The organism is Rhizobium sp. TBD182, assembly GCF_001950375.1.
Taxonomy (GTDB): Bacteria; Pseudomonadota; Alphaproteobacteria; order Rhizobiales; family Rhizobiaceae; genus Agrobacterium; species Agrobacterium tumefaciens.
On record NZ_BDLN01000003.1, the window covers coordinates 96,542 to 112,465 of the forward strand.

General features: G+C 59.7%; 16 protein-coding genes. 8 read left to right on the plus strand and 8 right to left on the minus strand.

Features of this window, described 5'->3' with window-relative positions; translation table 11 throughout:
- The coding region (locus tag T18_RS27685; protein ID WP_323455221.1) for an ABC transporter ATP-binding protein at positions 1-1,001 on the minus strand (1,001 nt) is incomplete at its 3' end.
- Here T18_RS27685 and T18_RS27165 point away from each other — a divergent pair.
- Positions 933-1,166, plus strand: a complete 234-nt coding sequence (locus T18_RS27165) for a hypothetical protein (RefSeq protein ID WP_162163082.1) — start codon at positions 933-935, stop codon at positions 1,164-1,166. The genes T18_RS27685 and T18_RS27165 overlap by 69 nt on opposite strands.
- Before the next feature lie 283 nt (positions 1,167-1,449).
- Here the strand turns inward: T18_RS27165 and T18_RS12770 are convergent, their stop codons facing one another.
- Positions 1,450-2,439: a Bug family tripartite tricarboxylate transporter substrate binding protein gene (locus T18_RS12770; protein WP_025594897.1), complete on the minus strand. Its 990-nt coding sequence runs from the start codon at positions 2,437-2,439 to the stop codon at positions 1,450-1,452.
- Between the two features lie 176 nt (positions 2,440-2,615).
- Between T18_RS12770 and T18_RS12775 the strand changes: the two genes are divergently transcribed.
- The 4 genes from T18_RS12775 (at position 2,616) to T18_RS12790 (ending at position 5,272) form a co-directional block, all read left to right on the plus strand.
- Positions 2,616-4,094, plus strand: a complete 1,479-nt coding sequence (locus T18_RS12775; RefSeq protein WP_004431372.1) for a PAS domain S-box protein — start codon at positions 2,616-2,618, stop codon at positions 4,092-4,094.
- Between the two features lie 140 nt (positions 4,095-4,234).
- Positions 4,235-4,414 (plus strand): CsbD family protein, encoded by a 180-nt coding sequence (locus tag T18_RS12780; RefSeq protein WP_004431371.1) that lies wholly within the window; start codon positions 4,235-4,237, stop codon positions 4,412-4,414.
- Between the two features lie 31 nt (positions 4,415-4,445).
- Positions 4,446-4,769 carry a BON domain-containing protein gene (locus T18_RS12785; RefSeq protein WP_038495943.1) on the plus strand — a complete coding sequence of 108 codons (324 nt, stop codon included), beginning with the start codon at positions 4,446-4,448 and terminating at the stop codon, positions 4,767-4,769.
- Positions 4,766-5,272 carry a DUF992 domain-containing protein gene (locus T18_RS12790; protein WP_038495470.1) on the plus strand — a complete coding sequence of 169 codons (507 nt, stop codon included), beginning with the start codon at positions 4,766-4,768 and terminating at the stop codon, positions 5,270-5,272. Before T18_RS12785 ends, T18_RS12790 begins: the two co-directional genes overlap by 4 nt.
- Positions 5,273-5,353: 81 nt before the next feature.
- Here T18_RS12790 and T18_RS12795 read toward each other — a convergent pair whose 3' ends face one another.
- Positions 5,354-5,902: a hypothetical protein gene (locus T18_RS12795; RefSeq protein WP_038495467.1), complete on the minus strand. Its 549-nt coding sequence runs from the start codon at positions 5,900-5,902 to the stop codon at positions 5,354-5,356.
- A gap of 135 nt (positions 5,903-6,037) precedes the next feature.
- On the opposite strand from T18_RS12795, the gene T18_RS12800 reads away from it, so the two are divergent.
- The 3 genes from T18_RS12800 to T18_RS12810 all read left to right on the plus strand — a co-directional run bounded on the left by T18_RS12800 (position 6,038) and on the right by T18_RS12810 (position 8,677).
- Positions 6,038-6,700, plus strand: a complete 663-nt coding sequence (locus tag T18_RS12800) for a response regulator transcription factor (protein ID WP_038495464.1) — start codon at positions 6,038-6,040, stop codon at positions 6,698-6,700.
- Complete coding sequence (locus tag T18_RS12805; protein ID WP_038495461.1) at positions 6,697-8,055, plus strand: sensor histidine kinase; 1,359 nt, start codon at positions 6,697-6,699, stop codon at positions 8,053-8,055. Before T18_RS12800 ends, T18_RS12805 begins: the two co-directional genes overlap by 4 nt.
- Positions 8,056-8,224: 169 nt before the next feature.
- The gene (locus T18_RS12810) at positions 8,225-8,677 is read left to right on the plus strand and encodes a GNAT family N-acetyltransferase (protein WP_038495458.1); all 453 of its coding nucleotides are present in this window, start codon (positions 8,225-8,227) and stop codon (positions 8,675-8,677) included.
- Positions 8,678-8,730: 53 nt separating this feature from the next.
- Here the strand turns inward: T18_RS12810 and T18_RS12815 are convergent, their stop codons facing one another.
- The 5 genes from T18_RS12815 to T18_RS12835 form a co-directional block, all read right to left on the minus strand.
- On the minus strand, positions 8,731-10,383 hold the full coding sequence (locus T18_RS12815; RefSeq protein ID WP_038495455.1) for an OFA family MFS transporter: 1,653 nt from the start codon (positions 10,381-10,383) through the stop codon (positions 8,731-8,733).
- Between the two features lie 132 nt (positions 10,384-10,515).
- Positions 10,516-10,854, minus strand: coding sequence for a formate dehydrogenase subunit delta (locus tag T18_RS12820; RefSeq protein ID WP_038495452.1), 339 nt, complete (start codon positions 10,852-10,854; stop codon positions 10,516-10,518).
- A gap of 71 nt (positions 10,855-10,925) precedes the next feature.
- Positions 10,926-13,808 carry a formate dehydrogenase subunit alpha gene (fdhF, locus tag T18_RS12825; RefSeq protein WP_038495449.1) on the minus strand — a complete coding sequence of 961 codons (2,883 nt, stop codon included), beginning with the start codon at positions 13,806-13,808 and terminating at the stop codon, positions 10,926-10,928.
- Between the two features lie 4 nt (positions 13,809-13,812).
- Positions 13,813-15,369 (minus strand): formate dehydrogenase beta subunit, encoded by a 1,557-nt coding sequence (locus tag T18_RS12830; RefSeq protein WP_038495446.1) that lies wholly within the window; start codon positions 15,367-15,369, stop codon positions 13,813-13,815.
- Positions 15,366-15,845: a formate dehydrogenase subunit gamma gene (locus tag T18_RS12835; protein ID WP_038495443.1), complete on the minus strand. Its 480-nt coding sequence runs from the start codon at positions 15,843-15,845 to the stop codon at positions 15,366-15,368. The genes T18_RS12830 and T18_RS12835 overlap by 4 nt, the downstream gene beginning before the upstream one ends.
- Between the last annotated feature and the right edge of the window lie 79 nt (positions 15,846-15,924).

Sequence of the window (15,924 nt, forward strand, 5' to 3'; positions counted from 1 at the left end):
TCGACACCCAAAGGCATCTTGTCGAGCAACACCAACTCTTCCATGTCGTTGACGGCGCGTTGCAGGTTACGGATGTGTTGACCGACATCACGCAGATAGCCCTGCAGGACGAAGAACATCGCCAGCACGAAGGTGATGTCGCCCGGCGTCGCCAGTCCCTGCTGCCACATGACAAGGCCTGTTCCCAGAATACCGGCCTGCATGGACACCATCATGAAGCCCTGGATCGTGCCGTTCAGCGTGCCGCGTTTCCATGTCCTTCGCGTACGGTTGTCCCATTTGGCCAGCACATGGCGCAACCGCGCCTCTTCGCGAGTCTCGGCGCCAAAAGCTTTCACCACCGAATTGCAGCTGACGGCATCTGCCAGCGCGCCACCAAGCTTGGTATCCCAGGCGTTTGCAAGTCTTGCCGCCGGCGATACAAAGCCCATGGAGAGCACCACGGTGACGCCGACATAGATCAGCGACCCCGTGCCCACGATTAAGCCCATGATCGGCCAGTAACTGCCCAGTACGATGGTGGCGCCCACCAGCATGACGATGGAGGGCAACAGGGCGATAAGAAGCACGTCATTGAGTGAATCAAGCGCCCACATGCCACGCGTGATCTTTCGAACCGTTGAACCGGCAAAGCTGTTGGCGTGCCAGTCGGTTGAGAACCGCTGCACCCGGTAGAAACCGTTATTCGCCACATCCGCCATGGTTTTCAGCGTCAGCCTGATGATGCCGTTAAACACGAACCAGCGCAGGACTACGCTGGTCAAGCCCAGCGCCACGACGACGACAAAGGCGCGCAGCGCCCGGTCAGCCCCGTTGCCGCCGGCAATGGCATCGACGATCTGGCCGGAGAAAACCGGCACCATGACTTCGGCCAGCGTGCTGGCAATCACCAGCACAACAATAAAGCCCACCAATGCCCGCCGGTGGGTCCAATGGTGGAAAACAAAGCCGAGCACATGGCGATAGGCATCGGCGCGGAAATCGAGCTTCTTGCGAGACATTTTAACCAGCACGGCGCCATGCGTTCGGCAACCGGTCCTCAAAAACGGAAGTTGGATGGCACAGCCCGGGCGGAAAACAAAATGATCCCGTCAGATCAATCGGGCTATGAAGGAAAACAAAACCGCATGTGGGGCGCGCTCGGGGCGGGCCACGAATGGAAATGACCTAGTGTCGGTTCATTCCACGCGGGAGGAACTTGATGAATGATGATGTCATGCAACGCCTCCCTATGTTCGATCTGACGCGGTGAGAAATTTGTACCTGAGCTGTTCGCCGTTGCCAACCGGGTAATTGCAACCTTATGGCAAGTGATGCGAAAACGACACATCAGCTGGTGTGACGGCAACGAACGTGGCCGATGCCAATGAAAGCTTCGGCCACGTTTTTTTTGCGTAGTGGCGCTTCCCGCCGCACCCAGGCTCCGGTGCGCGGCGAGAACATATCTGGTCAATCCATCTGGACGTTTGCGTTCTTGACGACCGGTTCCCACTTGGCGATTTCGGCCGCAACGTGGCTTTTCAGCTCATCGGGCGAAGAGCCGACGATCTTGGCGCTGAATTCGGCCATGCGGGCCGCCACACCCGGATCGGCAAGCGCTTTCTTGGCCGCCGCATTCAGTGTGTCCACCACATCGGCCGGCGTGCCGGCAGGCGCAAACAGCGCGTTCCACGTGTAGGTTTCATAACCGGGTACGGTTTCGGCAATGGTCGGCAGATCCGGGAATGATGACGCCCGCTCGGCAGTCGTTACGCCAAGCGCCCGCAATGTGCCGGATTTTATGTGGCCGGACGACGACGGCAGATTGTCGAACATGATCGAAATCTGGTTGCCGAGAAGATCGTTGAGCGCGGGGCCGGCACCTTTATAGGGAACGTGCTGCATGCTCACACCGGTCATGCTCTTGAACAATTCCCCTGAAAGATGCAGCGGCGTGCCATTGCCGGACGAGGCATAGGCATATTTGTCGGGTTCGGCTTTCAGAAGCGCGATCAATTCCGCGACGCTGTTGACGTTCAGCTTCGGATTGACAACAAGCACATTGGGAACCACGACCAGAAGCGAGACCGGGGCAAAATCCTTTTGCGGATCGTAAGGCTTTGTCTTGAGAATGAGCGGGTTCAAGGCATGGGTAGCAACGGTGCCCATCAGGATCGTGTAACCGTCAGGCTCTGCGCGTGCGACACGGTCGGCACCGAGATTACCGCCTGCACCGGCAACATTTTCAACGACGATCTGGTGACCAAGCTCATCACCCATTTTCTGTGCGATGACGCGCGCAACCACATCGGTTGAGCCACCTGCCGCAAAGGGAACGACCAGCGTAATCGTTCGATCAGGAAAACCCTGCGCGCTCGCCGTCAGTCCCATCATGCAAAAAGAAGCAGCCGTAGCCGCAAGTTTCAACACCATACGCCGTTTCAAAGACCGGTAATTCATGAACCCTCCTGTAGAATGGCCTCCCCGCCATCAGCGCATAGTAGCTCAAATGGACTTGAGAGCAAGCAACCGGCATCGCAAACCATGCGCGAAGGCCATGCGACACGCCTGCCCTGCAACGCTTGGCGGAACCGCGCGTTATAGCGGGCACAAAGCATTGAAATACCGGGGGCAACATGGACGACAGCGTAAACATTCCCAAGATCAACCGGCTCGTGTTGCAAAACCTCATAGCTGGCCTCAGCGACGGGTTGATCCTGCTCGAAAACGACGGAACGATAGCCTGGGCCAACAAGGCCGCCCTTCAGATGCACCGTATAGAAGCGATGCCTGAGCTTGGGGAGGATGCCGCTGCCTATCGGCGAAATTTCACGCTTCGATACCGCAACAACCACCTGCTCGACGAGGGGCAATATCCGCTTGAACGGCTTCTGGCGGGCGAGACCTTCGAAGATGTGACGGTAGAGATATCGCCAAGCGGCGATGAAGCGGAATGCTGGGTCCACACGGTGCGCGGCCTCGTTCTTGAAGATGCTGGCGCAAAACCGGATGTTCTGGTCCTGATCATCCGGGACGAAACGCCGCGTTTCGAGGCGGAGGCGCGCTTCGAGAGCGCCTTCAATGCCAATCCGGCGCCGGGGCTGATATGCCGGCTGGAGGACAAGCGTTTCATCCGCGTCAATCAGGGTTTCCTTGAGATGACCGGGTTCAGCCGTGAAGAGATCATCGGCATCAGTGTCGAGGAACTCGGACTGTTTTCAGAGTGCGATACAGGCGAGGACGCCCTGAAAAAGCTGGAGGATGGCCGGCTCATCCGTCAGCGCGAGGCGCTCATTCCCATCCCCGGCGGCGACAGGCTGGTTATCGTGGCCGGCGAAACGATCGCCGTTGCCGAAGAACCGTGCATGCTGTTCACCTTCGCCGATCTGGACGGCCGCCGCAAAGCCCAGAACGCTCTGCGACAGAGCGAGGAGCGCTTCTTCAAGTCCTTTCGCCTGTCGCCTGTCCCGGCAGCGATTTCGAGGCTGGACGACTTCGTGCTGATGGAGGTCAACGACGCGTTTCTGGTCCTGTGCGGACGCAACGAGGCCGAAGTCGTGGGCAAGACGGCCAGCGAATTGCGGCTGTGGGAGGACGCGGGCGCGCGCCGCGATCTCGAAAAGCGGCTGAAGGACAACATCCCCATCCGCGATGAGAACATGCGCATGAATCTTTCCGGTGGCGGTTTGGCCGAATGCATCGTTTCCGCCGAACGCGCCGAGATCAACGATCAGCTCTGTGTCATCTGGGCGATACAGGACGTGACTGAGCGGCGTAGAACCGAGAACGAACTGATTGAAGCGATCGAAAGCGTCATGACCGATACATCCTGGTTCAGCCGGACGGTTGTCGAGCGGCTGGCGGGGCTGCGTCAGAACTCCCGCGGCACAACGTCTTCAGCCTCCCTCAAGGATCTCACCGAGCGCGAGGAGCAAATCCTGTCACTGATCTGCGATGGATGCAGCGACAAGGAAATGAGCGACAGGCTGAACCTGTCCAAGCATACGATCCGCAACCATATCGCCTCACTCTACGGCAAGATCGGCGTCAACCGCCGCACCGCCGCCGTGATCTGGGCACGTGAGCGCGGTTTTACCGGCCATAGGGAAAAATAACCGCAGCCGAACGCGAAAATAGGTCAGTTTGTACCAGTTCAACTAGTAGCTATTGCTCTGCAAACTGTGATTTTCCCGAACTACCTTACCATCATGCCGTTACCAACAGCGGCACCCTCTAACGATGGAAGGAGTTCGTCATGGACAATAACCGTATCGAAGGTATCGCCCGTCAAGCCAAGGGCACAATCAAGGAAGCAGCCGGCAAGATCACCGGCAACGACAAGCTTCAGGCAGAAGGCAAGGCCGAGAAACTGGCTGGCCAGGCGCAGGAGAAGCTCGGACAGGCAAAGGACGCCGTCAACAAAGTTCTCAAGTGAACCATCTATGTTCAAGGCAGGAGGTTTCACGATGATGCTCTCGTGCGATGCAAACCAGGTGTCAAGCTGCGATCCCCAGGAGATCAGCCTGTGCGCCGCGTTGCAAGCCGTGATCGCCTATGCGGACGGGCAGGAAAAAAGCTCGATCTCCGTCACCTCCGTGGAGGGCCGTATCGTGCTCTCCGGAGAGGTGGAAACACTCTCTGCCTTCGAACATGCGGTCATCATCGCAGAATGTTTCGCGTCGCGGCCCATCATCGCCGATCTGGCGATACGGCAGCGGCCTCGCACCTATCTGGAGACGCCGTCCCGGCGCATCCATCTAGCGAATAACAACAGGAGTGAAAAACAATGAAGAAATTCGTTCTCGCAACCGCGATTGCAACCCTGGCCCTTGCCCCGATTGCTTCAGCCGAAACGAAGCACAATGCAAAGCGCCCCATGGAAACCGCGCAGAAGGAACGCGTCGGCACCCTGTCGTGCGAAATTGCCGGCGGTATCGGCCTTGTGGTCGGCTCCAGCAAGAGCGTGGCCTGCGAGTTTCGCCAGCGCTCCGGCAAGACCGAGCGTTATACCGGCACGATCGGCAAGCTCGGTCTCGATATCGGCGTAACCGGCAAGACCTATATGAGCTGGATCGTGCTGAACACCGCAGCCAGCCGCGTGGGTGACGGTGCGTTGAGCGGCAACTATGTTGGTGCCTCCGCTGCCGCATCGGTCGGCGTAGGCTTGGGCGCCAATGCATTGATCGGCGGCAATTCCAAGAACTTCGCGCTTCAGCCGCTCAGCGCCGAAGTCGGCACCGGCGTTAACATCGCTGCGGGTGTCTCGCGTCTGCAGTTGAAGCGTGCGGGCTAAACCTTAAAAAACCGGCGGCGCGGGCTCGGGACGGTTATCGTCTTCGAGCCCGCGCCGTCTGGCGCAGATCAGGCCCCGATATCAGGGTTTGGGGTGAGGCATCATCTCGCCCATCGGGCCGTCGCCTTTTGGCCCGCGCATCATATCCTCTTTAGGACCATGATGCGGCGGACGGCCTGCCGGTCCTAGTGCCTCGATACTGCCATCCTGACGGACGACATAGCTTGCCCGCAGGACACCCCTGTCGAAACGGCCCTGAACGCTGACCGCTTCATCGACAGTCACGACCTTGCCATTGTCGCCCTCGGGGCCGGTATCGATGAGTGCGCGGCCGCTATCATCCTGAACGATGAACTTGTTGCCGAAAATCTCGGCGACCTTGCCCTTCAGTGTCACGAGATTCCCTTCCTTGACGGTGGAAATGGCAACGGGCGTCATCGGCGCCATCTCGGGCGTCGGCCGCGTCAGCTTCACCGCACCGGCACCGGCAGCTGCCCCAACGGCCAGCATGGCAACGGCCGCAAAGGCGAACGCGGCGGTTTTACGGCGATGTTTCCGGTGCGGCGGCACGGGAGTGTCAGAAGCGGCCTTCGGTGCTGCGATTTCGTTATTCTCTTCAGAGTTGGACATGATGGTCTCCTGTTTGATTGACAGGGCCTTTTTACCTGCCAGGCACCACCAGCAGCCTGAACCTTGTGGTTCAGGTTGAGTTAAGCCTTCCGGGCCTAGTTAAAACACCGCCCACGAAACCGAAACGGCAGAACCATGCGCATACTTCTCGTTGAAGACGATACCGATCTTTCCCGGCGCATCGCAGCCAGCCTGCGGGCGGAAGATTTTGTCGTCGACATCGCGCAGAATGGCGAGGATGCCGAACATGCCGGGCTTACCGAACTTTACGACGTGGCCGTTCTCGATCTGGGATTACCGAAAATTGATGGCGTATCGGTTCTGAAATCATGGCGGGCGGCGCAGCGGAACCTGCCCGTGCTCGTTTTGACCGCGCGTGACGGATGGCCGGACAAGGTGGCAAGTTTCAAAGCGGGAGCAGACGATTTCCTCACCAAGCCGTTCAAGGTAGAAGAACTGGTGCTGCGGCTGCGTGCACTCGTTCGCCGCGCCACCGGCCACGCCGCCTCCGCCATCACCTGCGGTTCGCTCATCTTCGATGCGCAGCTCGGAACCTTCGAACAGGACGGCTTGCCGTTGAAGCTGACCGCGCTGGAGTGGCGGGTCCTCTCCTGCCTCATCCTGCGCAAGGAAGTGGTGGTCGACCGTCGCGAACTCATCGAACGGGTCTATGAGGGCGATGCGGAAGTGGATTCCAATTCCATCGAAGTGATCATTGCCCGCCTGCGACGCAAGATCGGTGCCGGGCATATAGAGACCGTTCGCGGGCGCGGTTACATGCTGAAGGCAGAGCCATGAGGGAGTTTTCGGCCATTCCGGGTTCGTCGATCTCGCGCCGCCTCACGGTTTTTTCCGTGGTTTTCGTCACCGCGACCGTGATCGTCGCCTCGATCATACTCTATCTCATTGTTGCCGGCGTGGTGCGTGAACAGATCGACCAACGGCTCGACACGCAGATAGAGGGATTGCGGAGCGCGCTCTCCGGCAGCGCAAGCGGCGGCGTGACACTCAACGCCGCGCTGGACGGCCCGCCATTCGACAGGCGCGGCTCCGGCTGGTACTGGCAGATCACCGGCGAGGGTGTAGCGATCGTCTCTCGGTCGCTCGCGGGGCAAACCATAACCAACCCGCCCTCCCCGTTCGAATGGCGCAAAATGATGGGCCACGGCCCTCGTCCCGGCGCGAATACCGATTTTCACGGCGAGAAGCTCTATCTCAGATCCATTCAAACCATGGTTGGACAGCGCCTCGTCGAAATCACTGCCACTGCGCCGCAATTCGCGCTGGTTGCACCCGCCCGCAGCGCGCTTCTGTGGTTGATACCTGCCATGACCCTCTTGGGCGCGAGCCTCGTCGGCGGTATCTTCTTGCAGGTCAGATATGGTCTGCGACCACTGCGGCAACTCACCGCCGATATTTCCTCGATTTCGGCAGGCACACTCGACAGGTTGCCGGAGGCGGATGTCGAGGAACTGCGTCCCGCCTCGGGCGAAATCAACCGTCTCGTGGAGCAGAATAGCGAGAGGCTTGCGGAAACACGTCTGCACTTTGCAAATCTCGCCCATGGTCTGAAAACCCCCGTGACAAGTCTCTACCTTGCGCTCAACGAAACCAACGACCCGGATCGTGAAATGCGTGCGCTGGTGGACAGGATCGACCAGCGCATCCGCCACCATCTGGCAAGAGCCCGCAAGACCGCAGCAGGCGGCACGGCCACGGTGACCGCGCTCAAACCGAGGATCAACGATATCGTTGATATCATGTCGCGTATTCATGCCGACCGGGGGATTGTCGCAACAGTCGATGTGGACCCCGAGTTGCTATTGCATGTCACGCCTGAGGATCTGGACGAGATCGTTGGCAATATCATCGACAACGCATTCAAATGGGCAAAAAGCGCGGTTCGTATTTCCGCGAAAAAGACCGGACGCGACGTCTGGATCGTGATCTCGGACAATGGACCTGGCATCGAGGACAACCGTATTTCGGAGGCTTTCCAGCCGGGTACACGCATGGACGAGACCGTTCCGGGTGACGGCTTCGGTCTTACCATCGTCAAGGAACTTGTGGAGCTTCATGGCGGCAGCATCAGGCTGGAGCGCGGCGAAAATGGCGGGCTTACCTGTTCGCTGGCCCTGCCGGCAGGATCTTGAGGAAAGCCCGCCTTTCCCTTTGTTGACCCTGCTGCGCAGCAGCGTTAAATACAGGTTTCGAAGCAGGGAGATTTATGCGCAGAGGTTGAAAATCTGACCGCCCATCGCGGTTTCAGCCGGCTCTAAAACGGAGCTGACCCTTTGGCATGTCTAATTCTGCGGAATTTCCATGAATATCAAATCTATCGACATCCGGCCCTTTGACGCGGCAGCGGATACGCAAATCCTGTCACGCATCTGGCTCGATGCCTCGCTGCTGGCACATCCCTTTATCGGCACGCAGCGTTTGCGCGAGCAGCAAAGACTGATCGAAGATACCTATCTGCCGTTATCGGAGACTTTCGTCGCAGCGCAGGCCGGTAACCCTGTCGGCTTCATCAGCCTGCTCGACAGTTTCATCGGAGGCCTGTTCGTCGCACCGGCACAACAGGGCAAGGGTATCGGGCGCAGGCTCATCGCCCACACGCTTGATCTCAAGGGTGAATTGTCGCTTGAGGTCTATACCGCCAATGAGCAGGCGATGCGGTTTTACCGTTCGCTCGGCTTCCTTGAAGTCTCGCGCAGGTCGACTGACGATGACGGCCTGCCCTTCGAGAATGCCCGCCTTTCACTCAAGGCCTGAAAACAAATCCGGGCAGCCACAGGGCTGCCCGGACCATCTGATGTTTGTTGCAATCAGCCAAACAGCACAAGGCTGCTTTTGACCGTGACCCACACGCCCCAGAGAAGTGGTATGCCGACGGCTGCCCAGGCGAGTGCGGCCTTGGCGTCCAAGCCACCCCTGCCGATACCGAAGGAACCGGTGGGCCCTGCATTGGCGGCTGCAGTCTTGGCCTGAAGTGTCGCAACCTCCGCATCCGACATGAACCATTTCTCCGGCAACGGCCGGACAAACGCGTTGGCGATGAGGCCGATCGCGAGCATCCCCGCCAGGATGTACATGGTGCTGGTATAGAGTGCGGGACCCGGCGCGACACCGGCCGCGATCTGTGCTTCGCGGATGTAGTTGACGACAACAGGCCCGGCGATACCCGCCGTTGCCCATGCCGTCAGCAGACGGCCATGGATCGCGCCGACGAACTGCGTGCCGAATATGTCGGCAAGATAGGCGGGAATGGTTGCAAAGCCGCCGCCATACATCGACAGGATGATGCCGAGGGCAAGAACGAAGAACGCCTTGGAACCCATCGTTGCCAGCGTCGGGGCCAGCGCATAAAGAATGATGCCAAGCACGAAGAAGCAGAAGTAAGTGTTCTTGCGGCCGATTTTGTCGGACATGGAAGCCCAGAAGAAGCGGCCGCCGATGTTAAACAGCGACAGCAGGCCCGTGAACCCGGCCGCGATGGCGGCAATCGATGCTTTCTGCTCGGTATTGAGGTCCGCAAAACCAACGCCGGGCAGACCGATCAAGGAACCCGCGAAAATCTCCTGCAACATTGGCGATGCCATGCCGATCACGCCGATACCCGCCGACACGTTGAGGCACAGAACCGCCCAGATGAGCCAGAACTGCTTCGTCTTGTGCGCATCACGCAGATGAACGTGACGATTGGTGATCATGGCACTTTTGGCCGCCGGGGCCGTCCAGCCTTCCGGACGCCAGCCCGCCGGTGGAATGCGGTAACCGAAGGCACCCGCCATCATGAAGACGAAATAGATCAATGCCATGACGACGAACGTTTGCCAGACACCGACTGAAGTATCCGTCTTGAAGGTGTTCATGAGCAGATTGGCAAGCGGTGCGCCGATCATTGCACCGCCGCCGAAGCCCATGATGGCCATGCCGGTTGCCATGCCGCGCCGGTCCGGAAACCATTTGATCAATGTCGAGACCGGCGAGATGTAACCGAGACCAAGACCAACGCCGCCGATGACACCTGCCCCGACCCACATCAGCCAGAGCTGGTGCGTCATCACGCCAAGCGCTGCAACCAGAATGCCGCCGCACCAGCAGCAGGCGGAAACGAAGCCGGCCTTGCGCGGCCCGACCCTTTCCAGCCAACCGCCCCAGATCGCCGCCGAGCATCCGAGCAGGACGAAGAAGAGAGTATAGATCCAGCCAAGATCGGCCACACGCCAGTTGCACTCGGTGGTGAACAGCGCCCCGACAAGGGTAAGGCTGGAGCAACTGGGGTCCGTTGCCGGCAATGCCTTGGACAGCGGCAGCCAGAAGACGCTGAAGCCGTAGGCCATGCCGATACACAAGTGAATGGCCAAAGCCGCCGGCGGTACCAGCCAGCGGTTGAAGCCCGGTTTTGCTATGATCCGTTCGCGGTCCAGAACCCCGGCTTGCGCCGGCCCTCCCGCAGATACGCCTGCTACTGCCATCGACACTACCTCCCTCGTGAATGTCTGGACAACCATGATACGCCCGCATTGGCCGCATCGACCGGGCGTTACCGAGATCGCCGGATGTCCCCCATCCGGCAATACCTGTTTGCGGCGTGTTACCGCCTGGCTTTACGTGGTTTCGGGAATGCTCGGTTCGGACAAGGACTCGCCCGCAGCAACGCCCTTGCCCTCGGGCGTTCCCGTGGCATCGTTGCCAAGCCCGACCGCATCGGCGGCGGACACCCCAAGCCTCTTGATCTTGAGCGCTGCTGCGAGCACCAGCGGCAAAAACTCCCCGGCACCGGCATCAACCATCTCGAAAAACCGTTTGCGCATACGGGGTTCCCAGAATTTGTTAATGTGCGTGGCGACCCCCTCAACGCGGATATCCTCCGGCTGAGAAAGGAAAAAAGTCGCGATCTGGTTCGCCATTCTCACCAGTTTTTCGTCGGTGTGATTAAGCAACATGGCTGTTTTCCCCGCGCCGCCTGACGGACGACGTTCACGTTTTCAAAAGGCCGGGATTGCCCCGGCCCCGATTATTCGGCCGCCTCGAGCTTGCCTGCGATCCGCCGCGAACGGCGGCTGAGCGCGTCATATCCTTCCTGCCATTCGGTCGGCCCGTTCGAGGGCGAGACCTGAACCGCAGTGACCTTGTATTCCGGACAGTTCGTCGCCCAGTCGGAGTAGTCGGTGGTAATGACGTTTGCCTGCGTGCCCGGATGGTGGAAGGTGGTATAGACCACCCCCGGCGCGACACGATCGGTGATCAGCGCCCGTAGCGTCGTATCGCCCGAGCGGCTGGCGAGCTTGATCCAGTCACCATCCTTGACGCCACGCTGTTCGGCATCATGCGGATGGATTTCGAGACGATCCTCCTCATGCCAGACGACGTTTTCGGTGCGCCGTGTCTGCGCGCCGACATTGTACTGCGACAGAATGCGGCCGGTGGTGAGCAGCAGCGGAAAGCGCGGGCCGGTACGCTCGTCCGTCGCCACATATTCGGTGCGGATGAACTTGCCCTTGCCGCGCACGAACCCGTCCACATGCATGATCGGCGAGCCTTCCGGGAATTTTTCGTTACACGGCCACTGCACCGAGCCTCTGCTCTCCAGATAGTCATAGGAAACGCCGGCAAAGCTCGGCGTCGTCGCGGCGATTTCATCCATGATCTGCGACGGGTGCGTATAGTTCCAGTTCAGCCCCATGGCCTGAGCCAGCTTCTGGGTGACCTCCCAATCCGAATAGCCGTTTTTCGGCGACATGACCTTGCGCACACGATTGATGCGGCGTTCGGCATTGGTGAACGTGCCATCCTTTTCGAGGAAGGTGGAACCCGGCAGGAAGACATGCGCGTAGTTCGCCGTCTCGTTCAGGAACAGGTCGTGCACGACAACACATTCCATCGCGGCAAGACCGGCTGAAACATGCTTGGTGTCCGGGTCCGACTGGAGGATGTCTTCGCCCTGAATGTAGATGCCCTTGAAACTGCCATCGACGGCTGCATCCAGCATGTTGGGGATGCGCAGCCCCGGCTCGTTGTTGAGGGTAACACCCCAGAGCTTTTCGAATATTTCCCGGGTGGCATCGTCGGATATATGACGATAACCGGGAAGCTCATGCGGGAAAGACCCCATGTCGCAGGAGCCCTGCACATTGTTCTGGCCGCGCAACGGATTGACGCCGACACCGGGGCGACCAATGTTGCCGGTCGCCATGGCCAGATTGGCAATCGCCATGACGGTCGTGGAGCCCTGGCTGTGTTCGGTAACGCCAAGTCCGTAATAGATTGCGCCATTGCCGCCCTTGGCGAAGAGCCTGGCGGCACCGCGCAGCTCCTCGGCGGGAACGCCGGTAAAGTTTTCTGTTTCCTCCGGGCCATGCTGCGGTTCGGCCACGAAGGCGGCCCAGTCCTCAAATTCCGACCAGTCGCAACGCTCGCGGATGAAGGCCTCGTCGAACAAACCTTCGGTGACGATGACATGGGCAAGGGCCGTCAGCACAGCAACATTCGTCCCGGGCTTCAGCGGCAAATGGAACGACGCCTCCACATGCGGCGTGCGAACGAGATCGATGCGGCGCGGATCGATGACGATCAGCTTGGCGCCCTGGCGCAGCCGCTTCTTCAAGCGTGAGCCGAACACCGGGTGCCCGTCCGTCGGGTTGGCGCCGATGACGAGGACAACATCAGAATGTTCGACGGAATCGAAATTCTGCGTTCCGGCAGAGGTGCCGAACGCCTGCCCCAACCCGTAACCTGTCGGCGAATGACAGACGCGGGCGCAGGTATCGACATTGTTGTTGCCGAAACCGGCGCGGATGAGCTTCTGGACCAGAAACGTCTCTTCATTGGTGCAGCGGGAAGAGGTGATGCCGCCGATGGATTCGCGGCCATAGGTTCCCTGAATGCGCTGGAATTCGGAGGCGACATGGGCAAATGCCTCGTCCCACGTCACTTCGCGCCACGGGTCGCTGATCTTTTCGCGGACCATCGGGTTGAGAATACGGTCGCGGTGGCTGGCATACCCATAAGCAAAGCGACCCTTGACGCAGGAATGGCCACGGTTTGCCTGACCGTCCTTCCACGGCACCATGCGAACCAGCTCCTCTCCGCGCATCTCCGCCTTGAACGAACAGCCGACGCCGCAATAAGCGCAGGTGGTGACCAGCGAATGTTCCGGCTGGCCAATGGCGATCACCGATTTTTCAGTCAGCGTCGCCGTCGGACAGGCCTGCACGCAGGCGCCGCAGGAAACGCATTCGGAATCAAGAAATGCCTCGTGCGCGCCGGGCGAAACGCGGCTTTCAAAGCCGCGCCCTTCGATCGTCAATGCGAACGTTCCCTGCACTTCCTCACAGGCGCGCACGCAGCGGGAACAGACGATGCACTTTGACGGATCGTAGGTGAAATACGGGTTGCTCTCGTCCTTGGGCATCCAGTTGGCGTTGAGGTCGCCATCGCCGGCACGGGCCTTCACATGGTTGTCGCCATCATAGCCGTAACGCACGTCACGCAGGCCGACGGCGCCGGCCATATCCTGCAATTCACAGTCGCCATTTGCGGCGCAGGTGAGACAGTCGAGCGGGTGGTCGGAGATATAAAGCTCCATCACGCCCTTGCGGATCTGCTTCAGGCGTTCCGTCTGGGTGTGGACGACAAGACCGGCCGCCACTGGCGTGGTGCAGGAGGCGGGGGTGCCATTGCGGCCCTCCACCTCGATGAGACAGAGGCGACAGGAACCGAAGGCATCGACCATATCGGTGGCGCAGAGTTTGGGAACATCGATGCCCGCTTCTCTCGAAGCACGCATGATCGACGTTCCCGCCGGCACGGTGATCTCGCGGCCGTCTATCGTTAGCGTGACCATCTCTGTCGAGGTGGATTTTGGTGTTCCGTAGTCGATTTCAGATATAAGGGCCATGGTCTTACTCCGCCGCTTCGACACGTGGGATGGGTGCAAAATCCTGCGGGAAGTGCCTGAGCGCGCTCATCACGGGATAAGGCGTGAAACCGCCTAGCGCGCAGAGCGAACCGAACTTCATGGTTTCGCAGAGATCCTCAAGCAGCGCCGTACTTCGCTCTGCTTCTATTCCAAGGGAAATCTTGTCCACCGTCTCGACACCGCGTGTCGAACCGATCCGGCATGGCGTACACTTTCCGCAACTTTCGACGGCACAGAATTCCAGGGCAAAACGCGCCTGGCGCAGCATATCGGCGGTGTCGTCAAAGACGACGATGCCGGCATGACCGATCAGGCCGCCTGCAGCGGTAAATGCTTCGTAGTCGAACAGCGTATCAAACAGCGACACCGGGAAATAAGCGCCCAATGGGCCGCCGACCTGAACCGCCTTGACCGGCCGGCCAGTAATGGTGCCGCCACCGATTTCGTTGACCAATTGCCCGAGCGGCAGACCGAAAGCGGTCTCGTAAAGTCCGCCATGTCTGATGTTTCCGGCAAGCTGGATCGGGATTGTGCCGTGCGAACGACCAATGCCGAAATCCTGGTAGAACGCCGCGCCGCGATCCATGATCACAGGGATCGAAGCGAGAGAAATGACATTGTTGACTACCGTCGGCTTGCCGAACAGCCCCTGCAGGGCGGGAAGCGGCGGTTTGGCGCGCACCGTGCCGCGCTTGCCTTCGAGACTGTTGAGCAGCGAGGTTTCCTCACCGCATACATAGGCTCCGGCGCCCATGCGCACCTCGAGATCGAACGCGCGACCCGAACCCAGCACAGACGCGCCGAGAACCCCTTCTCGCCGGGCAATGTCGATGGCTTTTTCCATCGTCCTAACGGCATGGGGATATTCGGAGCGGGTGTAGATGTAGCCCTTCGTTGCACCAACCGCGAGGCCAGCAATGGCCATGCCCTCAATAAGGACAAAGGGATCGCCTTCCATGATCATGCGGTCGGCAAAGGTGCCGCTGTCGCCCTCATCCGCATTGCAGACAATGTATTTCTGATCGGCGGTGGCATCCGCAACGGTTTTCCACTTGATACCGGTCGGAAAACCGGCGCCACCCCGTCCGCGAAGGCCGCTATCGGTGACCTGTTTGACGATCTCCGCGGGGGTGAGTGCAACGGCTCTCTCCAGCCCCTTCATGCCCTTGTTGGCACGGTAGTCTTCCAGCGAAAGCGGATCGGTCACGCCGCAGCGCGCAAACGTCAGGCGCGTCTGATTCTTCAGGAAAGGGATTTCTTCGGTCAACCCAAGACAGAGCGCATGATCGCCGCCATCCAGAAAATCCGCATCGAACAGCCCGGAAACATCAGAAGCTTTGACTGGTCCATAAGCAACGCGGCCATGATGGGTGTCGACCTCTACCAGCACTTCAAGCCAGAGCAGGCCGCGCGAACCGTTGCGGACAAGGCGAATATCAAGATTGCGGGCCGCGGCCTCACTCTGGATTGCTTCGGCAACGCGGTCAGCACCAACGGCGAGTGCTGCGGAATCGCAAGGCACGAAAACGGTCACGCTCATCGACGCACCTCCGCCAGAATGTTGCCAAGAAAGTGCTCATCCACTCTGGCATGAACCTCGCCATCCAGCATCAGCGCGGGTGCCTGGGCGCAGAGCCCGAGACAGAAGACCGGCTCGAGTGTGACCGAGCCATCCTTTGCCGTCTGGTGCCAGTCGAGACCAAGTTTCCCCTTGATGGTGTCGGCAAGAGACTCGCAGCCCATCGACTGGCAAGCCTCGGCCCGACAGAGCTTCAGCACATGGCGCCCGCCGGGATGGTCGCGGAAATCGGGATAGAAGCTCACAACACCATGCACTTCGGCACGCGATACGTTGAGGGCCAGGGCGATCACCTGTTTGACGCTATCAGGCACATAGCCGAATTCTTCCTGCACCCTGTGCAGGATGGGCAGCATTGGCCCTTCCATATGCAGACAGTCGTCAATGATAGCCTGCACACGCGTCGCCTCATCTGCGGCGACAGCACGAATATTCATGAGCCAGTCCTCCCAAACCGACAGGTGGCGGGCGTTTCAACCGGAGGACCTCCACATCCTTATCCGGCGCGCCGCGCTG

Excerpts from the sequence above, each read along its gene's own strand:
- T18_RS27165 (WP_162163082.1), top strand. The coding sequence starts at position 933 with ATGGTGGAAAACAAAGCCGAGCACATGGCGATAGGCATCGGCGCGGAA.
- T18_RS12770 (WP_025594897.1), bottom strand. The coding sequence starts at position 2,439 with ATGAATTACCGGTCTTTGAAACGGCGTATGGTGTTGAAACTTGCGGCT.
- T18_RS12775 (WP_004431372.1), top strand. The coding sequence starts at position 2,616 with ATGGACGACAGCGTAAACATTCCCAAGATCAACCGGCTCGTGTTGCAA.
- T18_RS12780 (WP_004431371.1), top strand. The coding sequence starts at position 4,235 with ATGGACAATAACCGTATCGAAGGTATCGCCCGTCAAGCCAAGGGCACA.
- T18_RS12785 (WP_038495943.1), top strand. The coding sequence starts at position 4,446 with ATGATGCTCTCGTGCGATGCAAACCAGGTGTCAAGCTGCGATCCCCAG.
- T18_RS12790 (WP_038495470.1), top strand. The coding sequence starts at position 4,766 with ATGAAGAAATTCGTTCTCGCAACCGCGATTGCAACCCTGGCCCTTGCC.
- T18_RS12795 (WP_038495467.1), bottom strand. The coding sequence starts at position 5,902 with ATGTCCAACTCTGAAGAGAATAACGAAATCGCAGCACCGAAGGCCGCT.
- T18_RS12800 (WP_038495464.1), top strand. The coding sequence starts at position 6,038 with ATGCGCATACTTCTCGTTGAAGACGATACCGATCTTTCCCGGCGCATC.
- T18_RS12805 (WP_038495461.1), top strand. The coding sequence starts at position 6,697 with ATGAGGGAGTTTTCGGCCATTCCGGGTTCGTCGATCTCGCGCCGCCTC.
- T18_RS12810 (WP_038495458.1), top strand. The coding sequence starts at position 8,225 with ATGAATATCAAATCTATCGACATCCGGCCCTTTGACGCGGCAGCGGAT.
- T18_RS12815 (WP_038495455.1), bottom strand. The coding sequence starts at position 10,383 with ATGGCAGTAGCAGGCGTATCTGCGGGAGGGCCGGCGCAAGCCGGGGTT.
- T18_RS12820 (WP_038495452.1), bottom strand. The coding sequence starts at position 10,854 with ATGTTGCTTAATCACACCGACGAAAAACTGGTGAGAATGGCGAACCAG.
- fdhF (WP_038495449.1), bottom strand. The coding sequence starts at position 13,808 with ATGGCCCTTATATCTGAAATCGACTACGGAACACCAAAATCCACCTCG.
- T18_RS12830 (WP_038495446.1), bottom strand. The coding sequence starts at position 15,369 with ATGAGCGTGACCGTTTTCGTGCCTTGCGATTCCGCAGCACTCGCCGTT.
- T18_RS12835 (WP_038495443.1), bottom strand. The coding sequence starts at position 15,845 with ATGAATATTCGTGCTGTCGCCGCAGATGAGGCGACGCGTGTGCAGGCT.